At 70.3% G+C, this 21788-nt stretch carries 17 protein-coding genes and 2 tRNA genes; 11 read left to right on the top strand and 8 right to left on the bottom strand.

What is annotated here, in order from left to right:
* Nucleotides 1–159: 159 nt before the first annotated feature.
* Both ACZ45Z_RS05535 and ACZ45Z_RS05540 read right to left on the bottom strand, forming a co-directional pair.
* Nucleotides 160–1614, bottom strand: coding sequence for an amino acid permease (locus ACZ45Z_RS05535; RefSeq protein WP_468356507.1), 1455 nt, complete (start codon nt 1612–1614; stop codon nt 160–162).
* Nucleotides 1615–1900: 286 nt separating this feature from the next.
* Nucleotides 1901–3316: an amino acid permease gene (locus ACZ45Z_RS05540; protein ID WP_468356510.1), complete on the bottom strand. Its 1416-nt coding sequence runs from the start codon at nt 3314–3316 to the stop codon at nt 1901–1903.
* A 301-nt stretch (nt 3317–3617) separates the two neighbouring features.
* Between ACZ45Z_RS05540 and ACZ45Z_RS05545 the strand changes: the two genes are divergently transcribed.
* A complete protein-coding gene (locus tag ACZ45Z_RS05545; protein ID WP_468356513.1) occupies nt 3618–4214 on the top strand; it encodes a biotin transporter BioY in 597 nt (198 codons plus the stop codon).
* Nucleotides 4215–4298: 84 nt separating this feature from the next.
* Here ACZ45Z_RS05545 and ACZ45Z_RS05550 read toward each other — a convergent pair whose 3' ends face one another.
* Complete coding sequence (locus ACZ45Z_RS05550) at nt 4299–5774, bottom strand: amino acid permease (RefSeq protein WP_468356516.1); 1476 nt, start codon at nt 5772–5774, stop codon at nt 4299–4301.
* 166 nt (nt 5775–5940) lie between these two features.
* Here ACZ45Z_RS05550 and ACZ45Z_RS05555 point away from each other — a divergent pair, with 166 nt between their 5' ends.
* The 3 genes from ACZ45Z_RS05555 to ACZ45Z_RS05565 all read left to right on the top strand — a co-directional run bounded on the left by ACZ45Z_RS05555 (nt 5941) and on the right by ACZ45Z_RS05565 (nt 8714).
* The gene (locus ACZ45Z_RS05555) at nt 5941–6426 is read left to right on the top strand and encodes a ribose-5-phosphate isomerase (protein WP_468356519.1); all 486 of its coding nucleotides are present in this window, start codon (nt 5941–5943) and stop codon (nt 6424–6426) included.
* A 72-nt stretch (nt 6427–6498) separates the two neighbouring features.
* Entirely contained in the window at nt 6499–7326 is an 828-nt protein-coding gene (locus ACZ45Z_RS05560) for an Fpg/Nei family DNA glycosylase (RefSeq protein WP_468356522.1), read from the top strand.
* Between the two features lie 242 nt (nt 7327–7568).
* A complete protein-coding gene (locus ACZ45Z_RS05565; protein ID WP_468356525.1) occupies nt 7569–8714 on the top strand; it encodes a SpoIIE family protein phosphatase in 1146 nt (381 codons plus the stop codon).
* A gap of 38 nt (nt 8715–8752) precedes the next feature.
* Here the strand turns inward: ACZ45Z_RS05565 and ACZ45Z_RS05570 are convergent, their stop codons facing one another.
* Nucleotides 8753–9940: an acyltransferase family protein gene (locus ACZ45Z_RS05570; protein ID WP_468356528.1), complete on the bottom strand. Its 1188-nt coding sequence runs from the start codon at nt 9938–9940 to the stop codon at nt 8753–8755.
* A gap of 651 nt (nt 9941–10591) precedes the next feature.
* On the opposite strand from ACZ45Z_RS05570, the gene ACZ45Z_RS05575 reads away from it, so the two are divergent.
* The gene (locus ACZ45Z_RS05575; protein ID WP_468356531.1) at nt 10592–10786 is read left to right on the top strand and encodes a hypothetical protein; all 195 of its coding nucleotides are present in this window, start codon (nt 10592–10594) and stop codon (nt 10784–10786) included.
* 51 nt (nt 10787–10837) lie between these two features.
* Here ACZ45Z_RS05575 and ACZ45Z_RS05580 read toward each other — a convergent pair whose 3' ends face one another.
* Both ACZ45Z_RS05580 and ACZ45Z_RS05585 read right to left on the bottom strand, forming a co-directional pair.
* On the bottom strand, nt 10838–11218 hold the full coding sequence (locus ACZ45Z_RS05580) for an arsenate reductase family protein (protein WP_468356534.1): 381 nt from the start codon (nt 11216–11218) through the stop codon (nt 10838–10840).
* Between the two features lie 354 nt (nt 11219–11572).
* A tRNA-Gly gene (locus tag ACZ45Z_RS05585) sits at nt 11573–11643 on the bottom strand.
* Nucleotides 11644–11845: 202 nt separating this feature from the next.
* Between ACZ45Z_RS05585 and ACZ45Z_RS05590 the strand changes: the two genes are divergently transcribed.
* From ACZ45Z_RS05590 to clpX, 5 genes are all read left to right on the top strand, one after another.
* A tRNA-Pro gene (locus ACZ45Z_RS05590) sits at nt 11846–11922 on the top strand.
* A gap of 208 nt (nt 11923–12130) precedes the next feature.
* The gene (gene tig / locus ACZ45Z_RS05595; protein WP_468356537.1) at nt 12131–13525 is read left to right on the top strand and encodes a trigger factor; all 1395 of its coding nucleotides are present in this window, start codon (nt 12131–12133) and stop codon (nt 13523–13525) included.
* A 285-nt stretch (nt 13526–13810) separates the two neighbouring features.
* Nucleotides 13811–14413 (top strand): ATP-dependent Clp protease proteolytic subunit, encoded by a 603-nt coding sequence (locus tag ACZ45Z_RS05600; RefSeq protein WP_468357365.1) that lies wholly within the window; start codon nt 13811–13813, stop codon nt 14411–14413.
* A gap of 67 nt (nt 14414–14480) precedes the next feature.
* Entirely contained in the window at nt 14481–15158 is a 678-nt protein-coding gene (locus ACZ45Z_RS05605; protein ID WP_468357368.1) for an ATP-dependent Clp protease proteolytic subunit, read from the top strand.
* 160 nt (nt 15159–15318) lie between these two features.
* The gene (gene clpX, locus ACZ45Z_RS05610; protein ID WP_468356540.1) at nt 15319–16602 is read left to right on the top strand and encodes an ATP-dependent Clp protease ATP-binding subunit ClpX; all 1284 of its coding nucleotides are present in this window, start codon (nt 15319–15321) and stop codon (nt 16600–16602) included.
* A 69-nt stretch (nt 16603–16671) separates the two neighbouring features.
* On the opposite strand, the gene ACZ45Z_RS05615 is transcribed toward clpX, so the two are convergent.
* The gene (locus ACZ45Z_RS05615; RefSeq protein ID WP_468356543.1) at nt 16672–17628 is read right to left on the bottom strand and encodes a hypothetical protein; all 957 of its coding nucleotides are present in this window, start codon (nt 17626–17628) and stop codon (nt 16672–16674) included.
* Nucleotides 17629–17780: 152 nt separating this feature from the next.
* Here ACZ45Z_RS05615 and ACZ45Z_RS05620 point away from each other — a divergent pair, with 152 nt between their 5' ends.
* Nucleotides 17781–20429, top strand: coding sequence for a valine--tRNA ligase (locus tag ACZ45Z_RS05620; protein ID WP_468356546.1), 2649 nt, complete (start codon nt 17781–17783; stop codon nt 20427–20429).
* Here ACZ45Z_RS05620 and ACZ45Z_RS05625 read toward each other — a convergent pair.
* The gene (locus ACZ45Z_RS05625) at nt 20395–21609 is read right to left on the bottom strand and encodes a hypothetical protein (protein WP_468356549.1); all 1215 of its coding nucleotides are present in this window, start codon (nt 21607–21609) and stop codon (nt 20395–20397) included. The two genes, ACZ45Z_RS05620 and ACZ45Z_RS05625, sit on opposite strands and share 35 nt — an antisense overlap.
* Nucleotides 21610–21788: the final 179 nt, after the last annotated feature.

The following is a 21788-nucleotide window of genomic DNA, read 5'->3' on the forward strand; positions in this document are numbered from 1 at the left end:
TCCCACCCACCCCCCCCCCCCCCCGCCCCTCCCCCCCCCCCCCCCCCCCCCCCCCCCCCCCCCCCCCCCCCCCCCCCCCCCCCCCCCCCCCCCCCCCCCCCCCCCCCCCCCCCCCCTGTGCCGGGAGAGAGGCCGGAGCGCGCCCCGACCGTGCCGCGCCTAGAGCTTCGGCGACTCCGCGTCGGGTGCGGGCGAACCCGCCCGCATCCGCTGGCGCACCAGCGCGATGACGGCCAGCACCACGCCGAAGCCGGCCGTGAACAGCAGTTGGAGGCGCTGGTTCTCGTCGCGCAGCATCAGCAGCAGCACGACGGAGACGCCGGCCAGCGCGACCCACGTGAGGAAGGGGAAGGCCCACATCTTCACGACGAGCTTCTCGGGCGCCTCGCGCTCCAGCCTGCGGCGCATCCGCAGTTGGGCGACGGCGATGAAGCCCCAGACCACGAGCACCGCCGCGCCGACCATGTTGAGCAGCCACTGGAAGACCGTGGTGGGCCACCAGAAGCTGAAGAGGACCGCGAGGAAGCCGAAGGCGGAGCAGAGGATGACCGCCCGGCGCGGGACGCCGCCGCTGACCTTGTTGAGGAACTTCGGGCCCTGGCCGCGCGAGGTCAGGGAGTACGCCATCCGGGACGAGCCGTAGATGTTGGCGTTCATCGCGGACAGCAGGGCCACCAGGATGACGATGTTCATGATCTGGCCGGCGGCCGGGATGTGCAGGTAGTTCAGGACCGCGACGTACGGGCCGTGCTCGGCTATCGAGGCGTCGTTCCAGGGGATGACGGTGACGATGATCGCCATGGAGCCGACGTAGAACAGGGCGATGCGCCACATCGCGGTGCGCACCGCGCCGGCGACGCCGCGGACCGGGTCCTTGGACTCGGCGGCCGCGATGGTGACCGTCTCCAGGCCGCCGTAGGCGAAGACGGAGGCGAGCAGGCCGACCATCAGGCCGTCGACGCCCTTGGGGAGGAAGCCGCCGTCCCCGGTCAGGTGCGCGGCGCCCGGCGCGGCGGTGCCGGGCAGCAGGCCGAAGATGGCGAGCAGGCCCAGGATCAGGAAGATGCCGATGGCGGCGACCTTCAGCGCGGCGAACCAGAACTCGAACTCGCCGAAGTTGCTGACGGCGGCCAGGTTGGTGCCGGTGAAGATCACCATGAAGAGCAGGACCCACATCCAGGGCTCGGTGCCCGGGAACCAACTGGTCATCACGCCCGCGGCGCCGAGCGCCTCGGCGGCCACCGCCACACACAGCAGCGCGGTGAACATCCAGCCCACGGTGAAGCCGGCCCAGGAGCCGATCGAGCGCTCGGCGTGCACGGAGAAGGAGCCGGAGGCGGGGTTGGCCGCGGCCATCTCGCCGAGCATCCGCATCACCAGCATGACCAGGCCGCCGGAGACCGCGTAGGCCAGCACGATCGAGGGGCCCGCGGCGGCGATGCCCTCGCGGGAACCGACGAACAGGCCGGCGCCGATCACGCCGCCCAGGGCGATCATCGAGAGGTGGCGCTGCTTGAGGCCGTTGGAGAGCGAGGAGCCGCCGTCCTGGCCGGCGCCCGGGACCGCGTCGGTCTGCTCGCGCGCGGGCGCGGCCGACGGGGGTGTCCGATTCATGTCGTACCTGTCCCAGTAGGTGAGAGCGGAGCGGGGCGAAACTGCGTTCTCCCGGGGCCGCGACCGGTGCGACTGTGCTGCCGGGCCCCCTGGACCCCCGCCGGGGCAGCGGGTCGCGCAGGGCTGCCGACGGTTTGGCTCCGGAGGTCCTCGGTGAAGCGCGCTCAGTTTGAGTGCCGGTGTCCGCTCAGGGCAACAGTCCTGCGGCAGATGTTCGGTATTCAGACGCGATCGTCACCGTCCGTGCCTGATTCCTCGTCGGTTACGACGCGCTGTGACCCCCGGCTCAGGGGCGGCCGGCGCTCCGGCGGGCCCGCAGCTCGCGGACGCCCGCGACGAGCAGGACCGCGGCGGTCGCGCCGGCCGACCACAGGAGCTGCGGCCGGGCCGTCTCATCCGTCAGCATCAGCACCAGGACGCCGCCCATCGCGGCCAGCGCCACCCAGGTCAGGTACGGGAAGGCCCACATGCGCAGGGTCAGCTTCCCGGGCGCCTCGCGTTCGATACGCGGACGCAGGCGCAGTTGGGAGACGGCGATCAGGCCCCAGACGAACAGCAGCACCGCGCCGACCGCGTTGAGCAGGTAGAGGAAGACCGAATCCGGCCATTTCAGATTGAGCAGCACGGAGACGAAGCCGAACGCCACGGACGCCAGCACCGCCCGGCGCGGCACCCCACCCGCCACCTTCAGCAGCGCCCGCGGCGCCTCACCGCGCTCGGCCAGCGAGAACACCATCCGCGACGAGCCGTAGAGGTTGGCGTTCAGCGCCGACAGCAGCGCCACGAACACCACGATGTTCATGATCTGCCCGGCGCCCGGCACGCCGATGCTGTCCAGCACCGCGACGTACGGGCTCTGGCCGGGCCGCATCGAGGTCCAGGGCAGCAGGGTGACGATGACGAGCATCGAGCCGACGTAGAAGAAGAGGATGCGCCAGACCGCGCTGCGCACCGCCCGGCCGACCGCGCGCGCCGGATCGTCGGACTCGGCGGCGGCGATGGTGACGACCTCCAGGCCGCCGAACGCGAACACCACCGCCAGGACGCCGGAGATCACCCCGGACCAGCCGCTGGGCAGGAAGCCGCCCCGCCCGGTCAGGTTCGCCAGGCCCACCGGCTCGGTATCGGGCAGCACACCGAAGACGGCGAGGACGCCGAGGGCGAGGAACAGCACGATCGCGGCGACCTTGAGGGCGGCGAACCAGAACTCGAACTCGCCGAAGTTCTTCACCGCCGCCAGGTTGGCGAGCGTGAAGACGACCATGAAGATCAGCACCCAGCCCCATTGGGGGACCGCCGGCACCCACCCGCTCGCGATCTGCGCCGCGCCGGTGGCCTCCACGGCGAGCACGACGACCAGCAGGAACCAGTAGAGCCAGCCCACGCTGAAGCCCGCCCAGCGGCCCAGCGCCCGCTCCGCGTGCACCGAGAACGCGCCGGAGGCCGGCATCGCCGCCGACATCTCACCCAGCATCCGCATCACGAGCATCGCGAGCGCGCCCGCGATCAGATACGACAGCACGATGCCGGGCCCGGCCACCGCGATGCCGGCGCCCGACCCCACGAAGAGGCCCGCGCCGATCACCCCGCCGAGCCCCAGCATGGTCAGATGGCGCTGCTTGAGCCCGGAGGTCAGCGGCTCTCGCTCGCCGGTGCCCTCACCGAGAGGGGGCGTCCCGGCGGTGGTCGGTGCATCGTGCATGGGCTCGTACTCTCGCAAGGTGGTTTGGGGGAACTCCACAGGTCTCCGCGGGGCGGCCCCAGTTTCCCCGCAAGCCGCACGCCAGCACAAAACGCCCCCCGCACAATGACGCGTTCCGTGACGGACATCACGTGACCTGCGAAGACACCGGCGGCCCGGCGGCATGGCGGTTGTTCGGAACTCTCCAAGCGGGCCGGTGCGGCTTTGTGGCCGCCTCACGATGATCGCCGGCGCCTTCCTGGACTACCGTCATCGCGTCCCGTCCTCCTCCCGTATCCCTCTCACACCTCGCGGAGCCCCGATGAGCACTGCCGCCGTCATCCGTCCCGGTACGGTCCTCGCCGACCTGCTGCCGGCCGCCACCGCCACCCGCGCCCGCGTCCGCGACGCCGCGCTGGTGCTCGGCGGTGCGGCGCTCACCGGCGTCGCGGCCCAGATCGCCGTCCCCGTCCCCGGCTCGCCGGTCCCGGTCACCGGCCAGACCTTCGCCGCCCTCCTGGTCGGCGCCTCGCTCGGCGCGGGCCGCGGTCTGCTCTCGCTGGCGCTGTACGCCCTGGCGGGCATCGCGGGCATGCCGTGGTTCGCGGGCGGCGCCTCGGGTGCGGGCGGCGCCACCTTCGGCTACGTCCTGGGCATGCTGCTCGCCGCCACCGTCGTGGGCGCGCTGGCCCGCCGCGGCGGCGACCGCGGCGCGCTGCGCACCGCCGCCACGATGGCCGCCGGCACGGCCCTGGTCTACGCCGTCGGCGTCCCCTACCTCGCGCTGAGCACCGGCATGCCGTTCGGCCAGGCCGTTTCGCTCGGCCTCGTGCCGTTCCTGATCGGTGACGCCCTCAAGGCCGCGCTGGCGATGGGCGCGCTGCCCACCGCCTGGAAGCTGGCCGGCCGCCGCGGCTGACCGAGCCGCCGCGCCTGCCGTCCGACGGGCCGGGCCCCGCACGCACCCCAGGGTGAGCGCGGGGCCCGGCCCGTTCCCGTCCGCCTACTTCGGCCCGGCGATCTGCCCGTCGGTCCGCCCGGCCGTCCGTCCCGCCTCGCGCGGCCGCCGCCGGTCCAGGACCAGCCCGACGGCCAGCACCACGACGGCGGCGACCACGGACAGGACCATCTGCTCCCGGCCGTCCGGGTCGTAGAACATGTAGCCGACGACGAAGACGATCAGACCGATCGTCGCGTACGTCAGCCACGGATACAGCCACATCCGCACCGTCAGCCGCTCCGGCGCCTCCCGTTCGATGACCCGCCGCATCCGCAACTGCGAGAAGCAGATGACCAGCCAGACGAACAGCGCCACCGCGCCCGAGGAGTTCAGCAGGAACTGGAAGACGGTGTCCTTGGACGTGTAGCTGAAGATCGTCGCGATGAAGCCGAAGGCGACCGACGCCCAGATGGCGACCGCCGGCACCCCGCCCCTGTTGACCTTCTTGAACGCCTGGGGCGCGTCGCCGCGCTCACCGAGCGAGAAGGCCATCCGCGAGGCGGTGTAGAGCCCGGAGTTCAGGCAGGACAGCACGGCGGTCAGCACCACCACGTCCATCACCGTGCCCGCGTACGGAATGTCCAGCGACTTCAGCACCGCCACGTACGGGCTCTTGATCACCGCCGGGTCGTTCCACGGCAGCAGCGTCACGATCACCGCGATCGAGCCGATGTAGAAGAGCGCGATCCGCCAGATGACGCTGTTGACGGCCTTGCGGACGGCCCGCACCGGATTCGGCGACTCGCTCGCCGCCAGCGTGACGATCTCGCTGCCCATGAACGAGAAGACCACCAGCAGCATCCCGGAGAGGATCGCGCCGGGCCCGTTCGGCAGGAACCCGCCGTGCCCCGTCAGGTTGGACATGCCCACCGCCGTACCGCCCGGCGGCAGCCCGAAGACCGCCAGCGCGCCGACCACGATGAACACCACGATCGCGACGACCTTGATCCCGGCGAACCAGAACTCGAACTCGCCGAACGACCCCACCGATATCAGGTTGGTGCCGGTCAGCACGGCCATCACCAGCAGCGCCCAGGCCCACTGCGGGACGGCCGGGACCCAGCCGGTGAGGATCGCGGCGGCCGCGGTCGCCTCGACGGCGAGGACCACCGACCAGAAGAACCAGTACAGCCAGCCGATCGTGAAGCCCGCCCAGCGGCCCAGCGCCCGGTCGGCGTACGCCGAGAACGACCCCGACGTGGGGGAGGCCGCGGCCATCTCGCCCAGCATCCGCATGACCAGCACGACCAGCAGCCCGGTCAGCGCGTAGGACAGGAGAATGCCCGGCCCGGCGGCCGAGATGCCGGCGCCCGATCCGACGAAGAGGCCGGCGCCGATGACACCACCGATGGCGATCATCGACAGATGACGGTTCTTGAGTCCTGCCTGCAGTCCGTCCCGTTGCTGCTCCCCGGTGGGCCCGCCGCCGGGTTCGCCGGTGGTGGGGGCCTCTGGGATGAGAGGCGGGCGCGTGCCCATGTGCACCGTCCTTCTGTGGCTCTTGTGTGGTTCTTGGTGAGAACCCTGCATGAGAACGTGGCCGATGATCGATTCCCACGATCCGGATCCGGCTCGTGGGGGTGACCTCCGGCCGGTCGAAGACCCGGCGGCGCCTACCCGCCGAGTGCCGTGCCACACTCTTGCCATGCGCGTGTATCTCGGCTCCGACCATGCAGGTTTCGACCTCAAGAACCACCTCGTCGAGTGGCTCAAGGCCCACGGCCACGAGCCCGTCGACTGCGGTCCGCACATCTACGACGCCCAGGACGACTACCCCCCGTTCTGCCTGCGCGCCGCGGAGAAGACCGCCGCCGACCCCGACAGCCTCGGCATCGTGATCGGCGGCTCGGGCAACGGCGAGCAGATCGCCGCCAACAAGGTCAAGGGCGTACGGGCCGCGCTGGCCTGGAGCGAGGAGACCGCCAAGCTCGGCCGCGAGCACAACAACGCCAACGTCATCTCGGTCGGCGGCCGGATGCACACCCAGGAAGAGGCGACGAAGTTCGTCGAGCTCTTCCTCAGCACGCCGTATTCGGGCGAGGAGCGCCACACCCGCCGCATCGACATGCTCTCGGCGTACGAGACGACCGGCGAGCTGCCCCCCGTACCCGCCCACCACCCGCAGGGCTGACCGACCCGCAGACCCACGCGCCCGCCCGCCCCGCTCGCCGGGCCGGGCGGGCGCGCCCACTGGAGGACCCCCATGCCCGAGGGGCACACGATCCATCGCCTCGCGCTGGACCACCGCGCCCGCTTCGAGGGCGAACCGGTCCGGGTGAGCAGCCCCCAGGGGAAGTTCGCGGACGGCGCCGCGCTCCTCGACGGCCAGGTCATGGACACCGCCGAGGCGCACGGCAAACACCTCTTCCTCGGCTTCGGCCCGGACCGCTGGGTCCACATCCACCTCGGCCTCTTCGGCAAGCTCGGCTTCGGCGACGCCCCCGCCCCGCCGCCCACCGACACCGTCCGGCTACGCCTGGCCGGCGCGCGGGCGTACGCCGACCTGCGCGGCCCCACCACCTGCGCGCTGATCACCGACGCCGAGAAGCGGGCGATACACGACAGGCTCGGCCCCGACCCGCTGCGCCCCCAGGACGACGGCGCGCGCGCCTGGCAGCGGATCAGCCGCAGCCGGACGACCATCGCGGCGCTGCTGCTCGACCAGAAGGTCATCGCGGGCGTCGGCAACGTCTACCGCGCCGAGGTCCTCTTCCGGCACGGCATCGACCCCTACCGGCCCGGCCGCGACCTGACCCGCGCCGAATGGGACGCCCTCTGGGCCGACCTGGTGTTCCTGATGCGCGAGGGCGTCCGCCACAACCGCATCGACACCGTCCGCCCCGAGCACATGCCCGAGGCGATGGGCCGCCCACCGCGCGTCGACGACCACGGCGGCGAGGTCTACGTCTACCGTCGCGCCACCGGGCGCTGCCACATCTGCGCCGGCGAGATCCGCACCGCCGGCCTCGCCGCCCGCAACCTCTTCTGGTGCCCGGGCTGCCAGCCGGCCACGGCCCGCGCCGACGGCTGACGACACCCGGCCCGGCCCGTACACCCAGAGGCCCTACGTCCGGACCCCGCACGGCCCAGCCTGCCGTACCACGCGTCCCACTCCGCCGGCCGCAGCTCCCGTAATTCTGTCGTCATGCGCGATCACCAACAGGACACTCTCCGCCCGCGCGACCGTATTTCGAACGCGATTTCCCGGCAATTGACCTGGGCGTCGTGCGGCGAATCGACGCACCGCCGAACGGGTGGATAAGGTCCAGAACAATGGCGAGCGGCCCGGGAACGGAAACCCTGACGGCCCGGGTGCACAGAGCCCTGCACCGGGCTCGCATCGGCGTGCGCAAGGCCGGCGTCGACTACTTCCGCGGCGACGGCTCCGACTGGATCGCCCTGGCCGCCCTGCTCCTGGCCATACCCGCCATCGCCGCCGGCACGCTCTGGCACCCCGACTGGATCGCGCCGGTCGCGCTGGTCCTGCCGGTCATCGCCGGCGGACTGCTGCTGCGCCCCGCCAACCTCCTCGCCCTGTACGCCACCTCCGCGACCGCCCTGATCGTGGAGGCGGCCCTGCTCGACCCGTACGACCAGGGCCCGGCCCGGATCACGCCCGGGACGGTGCTGGTCGTCGCCGCGGTCGGGCTCTTCGGACTGCTGATCGCCCAGTTCCGCAGCCGGGTCGGCGTGCCCTGGCGGCGCGGCGGGACGATGCTCTTCGACCTGCGCGAACGCATCCGCGTCCAGAGCAAACTGCCGGATCTGCCGCGCGGCTGGCACCGCGAGATGGCGCTGCGGCCGGCCGGCGGGCAGTCCTTCTCCGGCGACTTCGTGGTGGCCTCGCGCACCCAGGGCGGCAACATCCTCGAAGTCGTCCTGACCGACGTCTCGGGCAAGGGCATGGACGCGGCCTCCCGGGCCCTGCTGCTGTCCGGGGCGTTCGGCGGCCTGCTCGGCTCGCTCCCGCCGCACGGCTTCCTGCCCGCCGCCAACGGATATCTGCTGCGCCAGGACTGGGACGAGGGGTTCGCGACCTCCATCCACCTCGTCCTCGACCTGGAATCCGGCGACTACGAACTGCTCTCCGCCGGCCATCTCCCGGCCCTTCAGCTCAGCGCCGGCACCGGCCGCTGGGAAGAGAAGTCGGGCGACGGGCCGCTGCTCGGTGTCTACGACGGGGCCCAGTTCGACCCGGTCAAGGGCACCCTGCGGCCGGGCGACGTCCTGATGATGTTCACCGACGGCCTGGTGGAGGCCGCCGACCGCGACCTCACCGAGGGCATCGACCGCCTGACCGGCGAGGCCGACCGCTATGTCACCGCCGGCTTCGCGGGCGCCGCCTGGCACCTGATCGAAGCCGTCGCCAAGGACGTCAACGACGACCGCGCCCTGCTGCTGATCTGCCGCGACGCCTGACCGCAGGGCCTCCGCCGCAGGCCCTGCTCACGCCCCGCTCACACCTTGACGCGCTCCCGCTCCTCCTGCCGCGCCCCCGCCCGCGCCCGGTCGGCCGGATCCTTGACGAACGCCCACGCCATCGTCGGCTCCATGGCGAAGCGGAACACCTTGCGGACCGGTGGCGTGCACAAGGCCGTCACCACGGCCCCGGCGAGCAGCGTGACGGCGATCTCGCCGAGCGGAGAACGCAGCCACGCGTAGTCGTCGAACCAGCCCCAGAACCGCGAGCCCTTGGCCAGGAAGCCGTGCAGCAGATAGCCGTACAGCGTCCCCGCGCCCAGCACCGTGAACCACGTCCGCCGGGTGGGCACCCAGGAGAAGAAACAGGCCACCAACACGATCGAGCAGCCGAACAGGGCCAGCGTCATCAGGGCCCCGATCCACCAGGTGGTGCCCAACTCCTCGCCGCTGTCCCGGTGGTAGAACCAGGCCGAGGTCATCCTCGGCGCCGCCCAGTACGCCATCAGCAGCGCCCCCGCGAAGACCGGCACGGACGCGATCCGTACGACGCGCCGCTGCACGAGCTTGAAGTGCTCGGGCCGCACATACAGCCCCAGCACGAAGAACGGCAGGAACTGCAACACCCGTTGCAGGTCCAGGTCATCGCCGATGTCGGACGAAACGGACGCGAGGACGGCGATGGCCAGCGCGAGCGGAACCGGCCAGCGCACGACCTTCCACAGCGGCGTGGTCAGCCGCCAGATGAACAGGGCGACGAGGAACCACGTCAGGAACCACGGATCGAGCAGGCTGATCGGATGCCCCGGATCGTCGTCCGCCCAGCGCTTGAAGAAGGCGTACGCGGTCTCGAAGAGGACGTAGGGAACCGCGACGCCGGTGACGAGCCGCTGCAGCCGGTCCTTGCGCATGTCGAAACTGCGCGAGAAATAGCCGGAGATGATGATGAAAGCCGGCATGTGGAAGGCGTAGACGGTCATGTAGAGCGCTTCGGCGGTGCGGCTGCCGTCGGTCAGCGGCTCCCAGGCGTGGCCCATCGCCACGAGGACGATGGCCAGGTATTTCGCGTTGTCGAAGAACGCGTCCCGGCCGGTCTTGGGGGAGGGCGCGGGGGCGGCGGGCTCCGCCACGCCCGGTGGCTGTGCCGCACGCGCCGTCCGGTCCGCACCCGTCGCCTCCCTGGCCGGCGGGAGCGCGCGTCGAGGTGTGGGGGCAGCGTGAAACATCTGAGGCACGATAGCGGCGGGCGGCGAATGCGTAAAACCGCTCCGCAACACTTCCCCAATTTCTCCTGGACACGCTGCCGGAGGCGATCCCTATACCCCCCGCCGGTGTTCCCCATAAAACCGCTGGTCGATACGGCGTGTCCCGTCGCACACTCCCACGATTCCGCCACCCTCAGCGCGCGTCGCCCACCTCACGTGACCCGGTATGTCCCGCTTCTCCCGCCTAAAACGGGCGGTATCCCCCGCGGGCGCCCCGGAAGGAATGTCCACTTCTTCCTCGCTATGCCCGAATGGCCGACCGCCCCCACACGCGTCGACAATTCTGTGAGAGATGCCACGGAATTCGCCCGTCCCGGAGGGGTTTGCCGAAGTCGCGGAAGGTCTCGACGGGCCGGAAAAGAAATTCACCCGGTAAGTGACCAGGTCGAATTGCCGAGTCGCGTCAGGGCGCGGAATGCGACCTTCCGGTTGCCCCGGCCCGCCCGGCGGGGAACGGGTCGCGGGGCAGGGGGAAGAATCGGGCAAAGCGTTGGCCGATGATTCGTCACCCTCCTGCAGTGGGCAAGCAGTTGGTGGCACGATGTGGTGCAGGGGGTGTGGGCGGCATGCTCCCGGGCCGGTGAGGCGTTCCGACCAAGGGTGTGATCAGTTGTGGCTCTTTCACTGTCAGTTGTGCTGCTGTTGGGGATCGTGCTGATCGTGCTGATCAGAGCGAAGTCGATCAAGCCGGGGCCGGCGATCGTCGCCATACTGTTCGGCTTCTTCCTCGCCTCCACCGGCATGGCGCCGTCCATCAACCGGTTCCTCAACTCCCTCGCGGACACCATCAACCGCATCACCTTCTAGGCGCCCACCGCCGGCCTCCACACCACCGGGCGACCGACCGCTGACCGCTAGCTAGGCGAGGTCTGGGCCCCCGGTCCGCGACGCGGCGTCCCGCACGGCCTCCTCGCTGCGCCCGACCAGAGCCGACCCGTCGTCGGCGGTGATGATCGGCCGCTGAATCAACCGGGGGTGCGCGGCGAGCGCACCGATCCACCGCTCGCGCTCCGCCTCGGTGCGCTCCCAGCGGGCGACCCCCAGCTCCTTGGCCTCGGCCTCCTGGGTCCGTGTGATGTCCCACGGCTCCAGCCCCAGCTTCTCCAGGACGGCCCGCAGCTCCGCCGCTGTCGGCGGCTCCTCCAGATACCGGCGCACGGTGTACCGCGCGCCCTCCTCATCCAGGATCCGCACGGCGGACCGGCACTTGGAACACGCGGGATTGAGCCAGATCTCCATACCCGCCACCCTATTGACCCCCACCCACCCCACCGAAGCACCCACCCACCCGACGACGGCCGCCGGTCCGAGCCGGCTGGGCAGGACCGCCGCTCGCCGAACCTTGGTGACCGCGGGGTACGCGATCACGCTCGGGCTCTTCGGCGTTCTCCTGTTCCCCTACCGGCTTGTCCGCCGCAGCCACCGCAAGCGGCGCGGCTACAGAGGGTGGAGCCGGCGACCGTGCAGGCGATGCCGCTCAACCAGCAGCGGGCCCTGAGCGAGCGGAAACAGCCCAGGTGATCTCACCGAGCGGCAAAGACGCAGGGCCAGATCCGAGGAAACACCCTCTGACCTGGCCCTTGAGTCGTGCGGAGCGGGCGACGGGAATCGAACCCGCGTAGCCAGTTTGGAAGACTGGGGCTCTACCATTGAGCTACGCCCGCGAGCGCCGCAGGTCGCAGGACCTCGGCACGCAGTGCATCGTAGCGGGTCGGGGCGGGGTGTCGCACACCGCGGGGGTGGTGCGCCCGCGCGCCGGCGCGTGAGCCCGCCGGCCGGCCCCCGGCCGGTACCGCGTCCGGGCGCCGCCGCCCGAAATCTGGCAGCCGTACGGCCCTTGGCCATGTACCCTACGTGTCGCACCGACGGGGTGTGGCGCAGCTTGGTAGCGCGTCCGCTTTGGGAGCGGAAGGTCGTCGGTTCGAATCCGGCCACCCCGACCAGCAGGACTTCAGTCAGGACCCGTGTCCACTCGGCGGCCGGACCGGCCGCCGATCAAGATCGCGTTGTGGGCGTCCTCCTCCTTGCGGTTACTATGCAGACTGCGTGCCCGTGTGTCTTTGTACCGGGTGCGATCGGCCGGGCCCCGGACCACGGGTGCCGGAAGATCTCAGGCAGAACCCCAGAAGTCAGCCCCAAGGAGACCGAACCGTGAAGAGCGCCGTGGAGACCCTGAACCCGACCCGGGTTCGGCTCACTGTCGAGGTGCCCTTCGAGGAGCTCAAGGACAGCCTCGACGCGGCGTACAAGAAGATCAACCAGCAGGTCACGGTGAAGGGCTTCCGCAAGGGCAAGATCCCCGCCCGGGTCATCGACCAGCGGTTCGGCCGTGGCGCCGTGCTGGAGGAGGCCGTCAACGACGCGCTCCCGAAGTTCTACACCGAGGCCGTCAACGAGGGTGAGCTGAACGTCCTCGGCCAGCCCGAGGTGGACATCACCGAGCTGAAGGACGGCGAGGTGCTGGCCTTCACCGCCGAGGTCGACATCCGCCCCGCCCTGGAGATCCCGGACTACTCCGGTATCGAGGTCGAGGTCGACGCCGTCGAGGTGTCGGACGAGGACATCGACAAGTCCGTCGAGCAGCTCCGCGAGCGTTTCGCCTCGACCACCCCGGTCGAGCGTGCCGCCCAGGACGGCGACGTCCTGACGCTGGACCTCGAGGCCAAGGTGGACGGCGAGGTCCTGGAGGACGGCGTCGCCAGCGGCGTCACCTACACCGTCGGCTCCGGTGAGCTCCTCGACGGCATCGACGAGGCCGTCAAGGGCCTGGAGGCCGGCGGCAGTGCCACCTTCACCTCCGAGCTCAAGGGCGGCTCCGCCCAGGGCAAGGAGGCCGAGGTCAAGGTCGACGTGACCGAGGTCAAGGCCCGCGAACTGCCCGAGCTGGACGATGACTTCGCGCAGCTCGCGAGCGAGTTCGACACCCTCGAAGAGCTTCGCGCCGACAGCCGCAAGCGCCTCGCGCAGATGAAGAAGTACGACCAGGCCACCCAGGCCCAGGAGAAGGTGCTCGACGAGCTCCTGAAGCTGGTCGACGTCCCGATGCCCGAGAAGCTGCTCGAGGACGAGATCAACACCCGCAAGCACAACCTGGTCAACCACCAGCTCGGCCAGATGGGCCTCGACCTCGCGAAGTACCTGGAGATCCAGGGCAAGACCGAGGAAGAGTTCGACGCCGAGACCAAGGAGCAGGCGGAGAAGGGCATCAAGACCCAGTTCATCCTCGATGAGCTGGTCAACAAGGAGAAGCTGAACGTCAGCCAGGAGGAGCTCACCGAGCACCTCATGCGCCGCGCGCAGTCCTCCGGCATGTCCCCCGACCAGTTCGCCCAGGCCGTCGTCGAGGGTGGCCAGGTGCCGATGCTCGTCGGCGAGGTCGCCCGCGGCAAGGCGCTCGCGGTGGTCGTCGAGGCCGCCACGGTCAAGGACACCAACGGTGAGGTCGTCGACCTGGACGACGAGGACGAGACCGCCGAGACCGTCGAGGCCGCCGCCGACGACGCGACCGCGGCCGAGGACAAGACCGAGGACAAGCCCGAGGCCTGAGCCCCGGCTGCTCCACCCCTCGCCTGACACGGGCCCGAACACGCACGTCCGCGTGTTCGGGCCCGTGTGTCATCACCGACCGGTAGCCTGCGCTCACAGCGAACAGTTCTCGAAGCGGGATGGCGTTGTCCGACCTGCGCGTTAGGGTCCGTAGATACGAGGGCAGGGGAGTCCCTGAAATCGCGCCGGGCGCACCACACGGCGCCGATCCCCGCGCCCCAGCAGACGACGCTGAGACGGTCTCGAACCGTCCGACAACGAGCAGGTGGACACGTGACGATCCCGATGCCTTCCGCCGCCGCTGAGCCGACCTTCGGTGGCCTCGGCGACCAGGTCTACAACCGGCTGCTCGGCGAGCGGATCATCTTCCTCGGCCAGCCGGTCGACGACGACATCGCCAACAAGATCACCGCGCAGTTGCTTCTCCTCGCCGCGGACCCGGACAAGGACATCTTCCTCTACATCAATTCCCCGGGCGGCTCGATCTCGGCCGGCTTGGCGATCTACGACACCATGCAGTACATCAAGAACGACGTGGTGACGATCGCGATGGGCCTCGCCGCCTCGATGGGCCAGTTCCTGCTCAGCGCGGGCACCCCGGGCAAGCGCTTCGCGCTGCCGAACGCGGAGATCCTGATCCACCAGCCGTCCGCCGGCCTGGCCGGTTCCGCCTCGGACATCAAGATCCACGCCGAGCGGCTGCTGCACACCAAGAAGCGGATGGCCGAGCTGACCGCCTTCCACACCGGCCAGTCCGTCGAGCGCATCACCCACGACTCCGACCGCGACCGCTGGTTCTCCGCCGACGAGGCCAAGGAGTACGGCCTCATCGACGATGTGATGACCTCCGCCGCAGGCGTTCCGGGCGGGGGCGGCACCGGGGCCTGAGCCCCGTACCACTCGCCCCACAGCCACCCCAGCCCACTTGATCGCCACCAGGACGGTGAACACCACGATGAACAACTACTTCGGCAGCGGCTTGCGCGAGGGCGCCGAGTCCGAGTTTTCCGGCCCGCGCGCCGAGTCCCGCTACATCGTTCCGCGCTTCGTCGAGCGCACCTCGCAGGGCGTGCGCGAGTACGACCCGTACGCGAAGCTGTTCGAGGAGCGCGTGATCTTCCTCGGCGTGCAGATCGACGACGCCTCGGCCAACGACGTCATGGCGCAGCTCCTGTGCCTGGAGTCGATGGACCCGGACCGTGACATCTCGATCTACATCAACTCGCCCGGTGGCTCCTTCACGGCGCTCACCGCGATCTACGACACGATGCAGTTCGTCAAGCCCGACATCCAGACGGTCTGCATGGGCCAGGCGGCCTCCGCCGCGGCCGTGCTGCTCGCCGCCGGCACCCCCGGTAAGCGGATGGCGCTGCCGAACGCCCGTATCCTGATCCACCAGCCGTACAGCGAGACCGGCCGCGGTCAGGTCTCCGACCTGGAGATCGCCGCCAACGAGATCCTGCGGATGCGCGCCCAGCTCGAGGACCTGCTGGCCAAGCACTCCTCGACGCCGATCGAGAAGATCCGGGACGACATCGAGCGGGACAAGATCCTGACCGCCGAGGAGTCCCTGGCGTACGGTCTGGTCGACCAGATCGTCTCGACCCGGAAGTCGTCCGTCCACATCGGATAGTGACCCTCGCAGCAGTGAGCCGGAGAGTCGCCCCCTTGGACCGAGTGAACCCAGTCGGTTCAAGGGGGGCCCGTACGGGGGGCCCGGCAAGGTACCGTCGATAGGCAAGCACCCGGGTCCGTTGGAGCAATGCGGATCCCAGGCGAAGGGGAAGCACCTCGTGGCACGCATCGGTGACGGCGGCGACCTGCTCAAGTGCTCGTTCTGCGGAAAGAGCCAGAAGCAGGTGAAGAAGCTCATCGCGGGACCTGGTGTGTACATCTGCGACGAGTGCATCGACCTCTGCAACGAAATCATCGAGGAGGAGCTCGCCGAGACCTCCGAGGTGCGGTGGGAGGAGCTCCCCAAACCGCGGGAGATCTACGAGTTCCTCAACGGCTATGTCGTCGGCCAGGAGCCCGCCAAGAAGGCGCTCTCGGTCGCCGTCTACAACCATTACAAGCGGGTGCAGGCGGGCGAGAACGGCGGCGGCCGCGGCGACGAGGGCATCGAGCTCTCCAAGTCCAACATCCTGCTGCTCGGCCCGACCGGCTCCGGCAAGACCCTGCTCGCGCAGACCCTCGCCCGGATGCTGAACGTCCCGTTCGCGTTCGCCGACGCCACGGCGCTGACGGAGGCCGGCTATGTCGGCGAGGACGTCGAGAACATCCTCCTGAAGCTGATCCAGGCCGCGGACTTCGACATCAAGAAGGCCGAGACCGGGATCATCTATATCGACGAGATCGACAAGGTCGCCCGCAAGAGCGAGAACCCGTCGATCACGCGGGACGTCTCCGGTGAGGGCGTCCAGCAGGCGCTGCTGAAGATCCTGGAGGGCACCACCGCCTCCGTGCCGCCGCAGGGCGGCCGGAAGCACCCCCACCAGGAATTCATCCAGATCGACACCACGAACGTCCTGTTCATCGTCGGTGGCGCGTTCGCCGGCCTGGAGAAGATCATCGAGGCGCGGTCCGGCGCCAAGGGCATCGGCTTCGGCGCCACGATCCGCTCCAAGCGCGAGATCGAGTCCAAGGACCAGCTCCAGGAGGTCATGCCGGAGGACCTGGTGAAGTTCGGGATGATCCCGGAGTTCATCGGCCGTCTCCCGGTCCTCACCTCCGTCCACAACCTCGACCGCGAGGCGCTCCTCCAGATCCTCGTCGAGCCCCGCAACGCGCTGGTCAAGCAGTACCAGCGCCTGTTCGAACTCGACGGTGTGGAGCTGGACTTCGACCGCCCGGCGCTGGAGGCCATCGCCGACCAGGCGATCCTGCGGGGCACCGGCGCCCGCGGTCTGCGCGCCATCATGGAAGAGGTCCTGATGTCGGTGATGTACGAGGTGCCGTCCCGCAAGGACGTCGCCCGCGTCGTCATCACCGAGGACGTCGTTCACTCGAACGTGAACCCGACCCTGGTACCGCGCAACCGCGGCGAGTCGGGCGAGCCGCAGGAGAAGAGCGCGTAGCCCGTACGCGCACAGAGCAATGCCGCCCGGCAGCGTCTCGCTGCCGGGCGGCTGCCGTTCGGGGTGCGGTTACTTCTCCTTGCGGACCTCGTTGCGGATCTTGGCCGCCTTCTCGGAGAGGTCCTCCGCGCCGGGCGTCGTCGCGCCGGTGGTGCCGTCCGGGGAGGGCGGGACCAGGGCCTGGACGATGCCGATGGCGCTGCTGTCGCCCCAGATGCAGGTGGAGACGGTGATGGGAACGCTGATGCCGCTCTGCGAGACCGTGATCTTCTGCGTCCGGCACTTCATCACCGCGCCGTCGAAGTCGTTCGGTGAGTACTCGGTCGGCGCCGTGACGTCCTCGACCTTGGCGTTCCGGCTCGCCAGGGACTTCTTCTGGTCCTCGTCCATCTTGGCGAACATCTGGGTCACGGCGCTGTCGGGGTCGGCGACGCTTCCGTAGGCGCCCAGCACGTGCAGGCTCAGCTTGCTGTCGTTCTGGTAGGCGCCGCTGACGCCCTTGCCGTTGGTGATTCCCAGCGCCCGGATCTCCTTGTCGCTGGAGAGGTCCTCCGTACCGCCGGTGCTGGACTTGCCCGACTTGTGGAACTCCCCGAGCACGGTGTCCGGCAGCGCGATCGTGTACGGCTTCACGTCCCCGCCCGAACCGAAGACGACGTACGCGCCGACACCGATGGCCGCGACGACGGCGACCGCGCCGACGATGAGGCCGATCTTCTTGCCGTTGCCGCCGGAGGTCTCGGGCCCCTGCGGGATGGTGCCGTAGGGCGTCTGCGCGCCGTACGGGGCCTGCTGGCCGTAGCCGGGCTGGGCGGGCTGCTGCTGCGGGTAGCCGTACCCCTGCTGCGGGGGCGTGGGGGCGCCCTGCTGGGGATAGCCGTAGCCCTGCTGCGGGGGCACCTGGCCGCCCTGCTGCGGGTAGCCGTAACCCGGCTGGGGGGCCGGCGGCTGCTGCGGCTGGCCGTACGGGCCGGGCTGCTGGGGCTGCTGGCCGTACGGGCCGGGAGGCGGCTGGTTGTAGCTCATGGAGCGGTTCCCCTCGTGACAACTGATGAAGCTGCTATGCCGTGCGTGATGTTTATGCGCTGCCGACATCCTGTACGACGCCGCCGAGGCCCGTCGCCCCGGGGGCGAAACCGGTTCGAGACCGCTACATCCGCGCCCGTACACTGTCCGTCGTGACCGAGAACACTCAGCAGAGCACCCACAGCGCCCCCGAACTGCCGACTCAGTACACGCCGGCCGACGTAGAGGGGCCGCTGTACGAGCGCTGGGTGGAGCGGGGCTATTTCGAGGCGGACGAGAAGAGCGAGAAGCCGCCGTACACGATCGTCATCCCGCCGCCGAACGTCACCGGCTCCCTGCACCTGGGCCACGCCTTCGAGCACACGCTGATCGACGCGCTGACCCGCCGCAAGCGGATGCAGGGCTTCGAGACGCTGTGGCAGCCGGGCATGGACCACGCCGGTATCGCCACCCAGAACGTGGTCGAGCGCGAGCTGGCCAAGGAGGGTGTCTCCCGGCACGACCTGGGCCGGGAGGCGTTCGTCGAGCGCGTCTGGCAGTGGAAGGCCGAGTCCGGCGGCCAGATCTCGGGCCAGATGCGCCGCCTGGGCGACGGCGTCGCGTGGTCGCGCGAGCGGTTCACGATGGACGAGGGCCTGTCCAAGGCCGTCCAGACGATCTTCAAGCGGCTCTACGACGACGAGCTGATCTACCGCGCCGAGCGGATCATCAACTGGTGCCCCCGCTGCCTGACGGCCATCTCGGACATCGAGGTGGAATACCAGGACGACGACGGCGAGCTCGTCTCCATCCGGTACGGCGAGGGCGAGAACTCCATCGTCGTCGCCACCACCCGCGCCGAGACGATGCTCGGTGACACCGCCGTCGCGGTGCACCCCGAGGACGAGCGGTACGCCCATCTCGTCGGCACCGAGATCGAGCTGCCGCTGACCGGCCGCCGCATCCCGGTCGTCGCGGACGAGCACGTCGACCCGGAGTTCGGCACCGGCGCGGTCAAGGTCACCCCGGCCCACGACCCGAACGACTTCGAGATCGGCCGCCGGCACGGCCTGGCCAACCTCGCGGTCATGGACGAGCACGCGGTCATCACCGCGCACGGCCCCTTCCAGGGCCTGGACCGTCTGGAGGCCCGCAGCGCCATCGTCGGCGCGCTGCGCGCCGAGGGCCGGATTGTCGCGGAGAAGCGCCCGTACCCCCACTCCGTCGGTCACTGCTCGCGCTGCAAGACGACGATCGAGCCGCGGCTGTCGATGCAGTGGTGGGTCAAGGTCGGCCCGCTGGCCAAGGCGGCGGGTGACGCGGTGCGCGACGGCAAGGTCGCCATCCACCCCAAGGAGATGGAGTCCCGCTACTTCGGCTGGGTCGACAACCTCCATGACTGGTGCATTTCGCGGCAGTTGTGGTGGGGTCACCGCATCCCGGTCTGGTACGGCCCGAACGGCGAGGTCGTCTGCGTCGGACCGGACGACGAGGCGCCGACCGGCGAGGGCTGGACGCAGGACTCCGACGTCCTGGACACCTGGTTCTCGTCCGGGCTGTGGCCGTTCTCCACGCTGGGCTGGCCCGAGCAGACCCCGAGCGTCGAGAAGTTCTACCCGAACTCCGTCCTGGTCACCGGCTACGACATCCTGTTCTTCTGGGTCGCCCGGATGATGATGTTCGGCATCTACGCGATGGACGGCACCCCGCCGTTCCACACCATCGCGCTGCACGGCATGGTCCGTGACCAGTTCGGCAAGAAGATGTCCAAGTCCTTCGGGAACGCGGTCAATCCGCTGGACTGGATGGACGCCTACGGCGCCGACGCCGTCCGCTTCACCCTCGCCCGGGGCGCCAACCCCGGTGTCGACGTGCCGATCGGTGAGGACTGGGTCCAGGGGTCCCGCAACTTCGCCAACAAGATCTGGAACGCGACCCGCTTCGCGCTGATGAACGGTGCGACGGTCGAGGGCGAACTGCCGCCCGCCGAGGAGCTGTCGGCGACCGACCGGTGGATTTTGTCGCGGCTGAACTCCGTGGTCGCCGAGGTGGACGCGTACTACGACGACTACCAGTTCGCCAAGCTGTCGGACACGCTCTTCCACTTCGCGTGGGACGAGGTCTTCGACTGGTACGTCGAGCTGTCGAAGACCACGTTCATGGCGGGCGGACCGGCCGCCGACGCCTCGCGCCGGGTGCTGGGCGAGGTGCTGGACGTCACGCTGCGGCTGCTGCACCCGATCGTCCCGTTCGTGACGGAGACGCTGTGGACGACGCTGACCGGCCGCGAGTCGGTCGTCATCGCCGAGTGGCCGGCCGCTGTGGCGGTTCCCGGGGCCGACGTCCCGGGCGGCTTCCGGGACGAGGCGGCGGAGCGGGAGATCGGTCTCGTCCAGCAGGTCGTCACCGAGGTCCGCCGGTTCCGGTCGGACCAGGGTCTGCAGCCCGGCCAGAAGGTTCCGGCGCGGCTGGACCTGTCCGGTACGGCGCTGGCGGCGCACGAGGCGGCGATCCGTTCGCTGCTGCGGCTCCAGCCGGCCGGCGCGGAGTTCAGCGCGACCGCCTCGCTGCCCGTCGCGGGCGCGACCGTGGCACTGGACCTGTCCGGGGTCATCGACGTCGAGGCGGAGCGCAAGCGGCTGACGAAGGACCTGGCCGCCGCCGAGAAGGAGAAGGCCCAGGCCACCGCCAAGCTCGGCAACGAGGCGTTCCTCGCCAAGGCGCCGGAGAAGGTCGTGGACAAGATCCGTGGCCGGCTCCAGGGCGCGGAGGCGGACATCATCCGGATCACCGCGCAGTTGGCGGCCCTGCCCAAGGCGTAGGCGCGGGGCCCGGCCGGGCGCCGGGTTCCGGGCCGTCCGCCGGAGTGTCGTTCGCGGGCCCCTCGTCCTTACGGGTGAGGGGCCCGCGGCGTCCCCGGGCGCGGGCGCCTCGTTCGCGTACCGGCCACAGCAGCACGTACGCCGTCGAGACGGCCACGAAGGCCAGGCGGATCAGGCCGCGCGCGGCGTCGTCGGGGACGGCGAAGACGCTGCCGTACAGCATCAGCAGCGCGATCCAGCTCCACCACGGGACGAGCCGGCGCTGCCCGATGACGTCCCACAGCAGGGTGCCGAGCAGTACGGACGCGGTGTAGTAGGTGTAGACGCTGGGGTCGAGGACGATGCGGGCGTTGGCGCCCAGGAGGACGACGGCGGCCCAGCGGCCGCGCCAGACGGCGATGGTGCCGAGCGCCAGGCCCAGCGCGGCCTGCGCGGGACGGTCCCAGCCGGGGGTCTCCGGGTCGCCGACGCCGAGCCAGCGCAGCGCGGACGCGGGGTGGTTGGGGATGGCGAACTTCGCCGCGGCGAAGGACTGCGGGGCGCCGATGAAGAACGGCAGCCAGGCCAGGGCCACCAGCCCGGCGCACCACAGGGCCGCGCGCGCCCATTTGTCCCGGGGCAGGGCGAGGAGCAGGGGGACGAAGGCCAGCGCGGTGGGCTTGGAGTCCATGGCCAGGGCCAGGCAGGCGCCGGTGAGCGCGGCGTTGCCGCGGGTGACGGACCGGACCGCGAGGGCGGTGAAGAACAGCGCCAGGACGTCGTCGAGGTGTCCGAAGCGGACCGCGACCTCGGTCCACATGGGGATGAAGGCGAGCCCGGCGATCAGGACGCGCCGGCGCAGCCGCTGGTGGTTGGTGCCGGTGCCCAGGAAGTGGTGGGCGGCGCTGCGGCCGGCCAGGACGACGATGACCAGCCCGAGGAGCGACATCAGGGCGGCGGCGAGGAACTGGCCGGTGGCCTCGGGGAAGGGGTTGAACAGGCCGGCGACCAGGAAGCTGAGCGGGCCCATCTGGAGCTCGGGGTGATGGGCGTAGAGGTTGAGCCCGCCGGTGCCGTCGCCGGAGGCGCCCTGGTAGAGCAGTTCGCCGCCGGTGCGCAGATAGTGCCAGGAGAAGCCGCCGTTGGGCTCCACGAGGACGAACCACAGCACGGTCCAGGCGGTGAGCAACACTAAGTGCATCCGCTGACTGATTGCCGGCACCGTCTTCAGCTCCCGCTCTCCGTGGGGCGCCTCGGTTGCGAAGCGCCTTCCGCCGCCCTCGGGGCGTACAGAGCCCGTCGTCGAAGAGGGCGGAAAACGGGGGAAAGTTGTCCCGTTCGGCAAGGAAGTGTGAAGAAGTGCTCGCGGACGTGCTCCGC

Source organism: Streptomyces sp. NPDC031210, assembly GCF_055570395.1.

Coding starts and splice junctions, on each gene's coding strand:
- ACZ45Z_RS05615 (WP_468356543.1), bottom strand. CDS start 17,628: ATGAGCTACAACCAGCCGCCTCCCGGCCCGTACGGCCAGCAGCCCCAG.
- ACZ45Z_RS05570 (WP_468356528.1), bottom strand. CDS start 9,940: ATGTTTCACGCTGCCCCCACACCTCGACGCGCGCTCCCGCCGGCCAGG.
- ACZ45Z_RS05600 (WP_468357365.1), top strand. CDS start 13,811: ATGCCTTCCGCCGCCGCTGAGCCGACCTTCGGTGGCCTCGGCGACCAG.
- ACZ45Z_RS05540 (WP_468356510.1), bottom strand. CDS start 3,316: ATGCACGATGCACCGACCACCGCCGGGACGCCCCCTCTCGGTGAGGGC.
- ACZ45Z_RS05605 (WP_468357368.1), top strand. CDS start 14,481: ATGAACAACTACTTCGGCAGCGGCTTGCGCGAGGGCGCCGAGTCCGAG.
- ACZ45Z_RS05560 (WP_468356522.1), top strand. CDS start 6,499: ATGCCCGAGGGGCACACGATCCATCGCCTCGCGCTGGACCACCGCGCC.
- ACZ45Z_RS05545 (WP_468356513.1), top strand. CDS start 3,618: ATGAGCACTGCCGCCGTCATCCGTCCCGGTACGGTCCTCGCCGACCTG.
- ACZ45Z_RS05625 (WP_468356549.1), bottom strand. CDS start 21,609: ATGCACTTAGTGTTGCTCACCGCCTGGACCGTGCTGTGGTTCGTCCTC.
- ACZ45Z_RS05550 (WP_468356516.1), bottom strand. CDS start 5,774: ATGGGCACGCGCCCGCCTCTCATCCCAGAGGCCCCCACCACCGGCGAA.
- ACZ45Z_RS05555 (WP_468356519.1), top strand. CDS start 5,941: ATGCGCGTGTATCTCGGCTCCGACCATGCAGGTTTCGACCTCAAGAAC.
- ACZ45Z_RS05535 (WP_468356507.1), bottom strand. CDS start 1,614: ATGAATCGGACACCCCCGTCGGCCGCGCCCGCGCGCGAGCAGACCGAC.
- ACZ45Z_RS05565 (WP_468356525.1), top strand. CDS start 7,569: ATGGCGAGCGGCCCGGGAACGGAAACCCTGACGGCCCGGGTGCACAGA.
- ACZ45Z_RS05580 (WP_468356534.1), bottom strand. CDS start 11,218: ATGGAGATCTGGCTCAATCCCGCGTGTTCCAAGTGCCGGTCCGCCGTG.